At 65.0% G+C, this 1807-nt stretch carries 2 protein-coding genes and 1 pseudogene; all 3 read right to left on the bottom strand.

Translation table 11 applies throughout. The annotated features are described in order from the left end of the window. A partial coding sequence (locus tag H926_RS34085) for a DnaA N-terminal domain-containing protein (RefSeq protein ID WP_043608649.1) occupies positions 1–330 on the bottom strand: 330 nt, incomplete at its 3' end. Positions 331–1051: 721 nt separating this feature from the next. Further along, positions 1052–1312 carry a 30S ribosomal protein S20 gene (gene rpsT, locus H926_RS0108355; protein ID WP_022675888.1) on the bottom strand — a complete coding sequence of 87 codons (261 nt, stop codon included), beginning with the start codon at positions 1310–1312 and terminating at the stop codon, positions 1052–1054. Positions 1313–1572: 260 nt separating this feature from the next. After that, positions 1573–1807: pseudogene (locus tag H926_RS33145) on the bottom strand (hypothetical protein); the annotation flags it as partial.

Below are 1807 nucleotides of genomic sequence, written 5' to 3'. Positions count from 1 at the left end.
CGGCACGCGCAGTTCGGGCGCAGCACGGCCGCCCACGCGCAGCTCGGGCATGGCCCGGCGGCGCGGGTGCACGGTGATGCGCACCTGGCGCACTTCGGCCCGCGCGATCTTCCAGGCAAGCGACAGGCGATCGGCAAAGCGATCCGCCACCCAGTTGGCCGAAAATTCAGTGGGCAGGAACAGGTCCAGCGTGCCGGTTTCCTTGCAGAAGCTGCCCAGCTGGATCGGCTTGATCCATTGCGTGTGCAGTTGCGGACCCAGATCCTTCTTCAGCCCCTGGCTGATGTCGGCCCAATCGGCCGCCAGGTCGAGAGCTTCTTGGTCCTCCATTCCCCCGTCACGTCCTTTCCGAAGCGTCGCGGCCTGACCGGCCCCGCGCCCATTGGTTGTTGCAAGGGCAGCGGTTCCAGCCTGGGAACCTGCCAACCCTCGGGAATTGCCACCTTGGGAACCGAGCGCGGCCGTGCCACCTGCACCGCCGCTCGCACCGCCGAAATGATCCATCTTCACGCTTCGCCGTCCCACCTAAATTTCCAGGCCTGCGGCCAGATACCCCCGAATTGCGGACGCCCGACAAAGGCGAGCGTGTCCGCCCAACGCGGCTTTTCGGACAAAGACCGACCAACCACGCCCGCAGACACAGCTTACCCGTCCGCCGATGCCGCAATGGGCACGGCGGATGCCGTTTTGAGCGATGTTCCGTGACACCACACACCGGTCGTTCTGCATCACAGCAAAGCGGCCAGCGCGCGGCGTGGTCTCTGTCTATGAGCCACTGCGGGGGCTGTGCAAGCCCATGGAGCGCAAAATTTCTGAAATAATTAGCCTTGACTCAACAACTACGCGACAAATCGCCAAGTCATTGAATTTATAGCTATTAGCAAATCAGAGAGCGCGCGAATCGCCACGAATCCGACACTTGCCGAAATGGCCGTGTCATCGAACCGTCGCATAAGCCGCAGACGAAAATGGCCGGCGTTCATCACGCCGGCCAAAGCCGTATTTGTACGCAGCGTATTCCTTCAGGAAAAAGGAATACCCCAGCGCCGAATCAGAGCGCAGCGACTCGCTTGCTCAGACGCGACAGCTTGCGGGCTGCGGTGTTCTTGTGGACCACGCCACGGGCAACGCCACGGGCCAGTTCCGGCTGGGCAGCCTGCAGGGCTTCTGCCGCCACGGCCTTGTCGCCGCCAGCGATCGCGGATTCCACCTTCTTCACGAAGGTGCGGATGCGCGAAAGACGGTTGCCGTTGATTTCGGCGCGGCGTTCGTTGCGACGGATGCGCTTGCGGGCTTGCGGCGTATTGGCCATGTCTGTCCTGTTTCGTCCTCTGGCGGGCCACCCCGATGGGGCAGACCGGGAAATGTCCTGGTAGCTTGCTCGACGTAGTCGTTCGACAAGGCGGGCAAGCCCGCCGGAAAGCGGCGCCCTTACCGGGCTGTGGACGAATCGTCAAGGCGCGCGTTGCGCCTTTGCCATGCGTCCGGCCGCCCCGTGGCAGTCAAACGCCCGGCCCCGGCCATGCGTACTTGCGATTCGCCCGCCCGCCATAGCGGGCAAGCCCCTCCACCTCAATCCGCATGGCGCAGCAAGACCTTGCCGCCTTCGCCCGCCGGGGCCAGGACAAAGCGATCGAGCAGATGGGCAATCCCCAGCCGCGCCGCCGCCAGCACCACCGGCCCGGCGCCGCCAGGCAGCGTATCTTGCGCAATCCAGGCACCGGGGGCACGCGCCACCGCGCGGGGTGCGGCAAAGCGCAGCGGATCGAATCGCTGCGGCTCGGGCCACAGCGCCGGATCGGCGTGG

The organism is Novosphingobium sp. B-7 (assembly GCF_000410615.1).
Lineage (GTDB): Bacteria > Pseudomonadota > Alphaproteobacteria > Sphingomonadales > Sphingomonadaceae > Novosphingobium > Novosphingobium capsulatum.
Note: the sequence above shows the minus strand (reverse complement) of the source record. Positions and strands in the feature narration are given on the sequence as shown.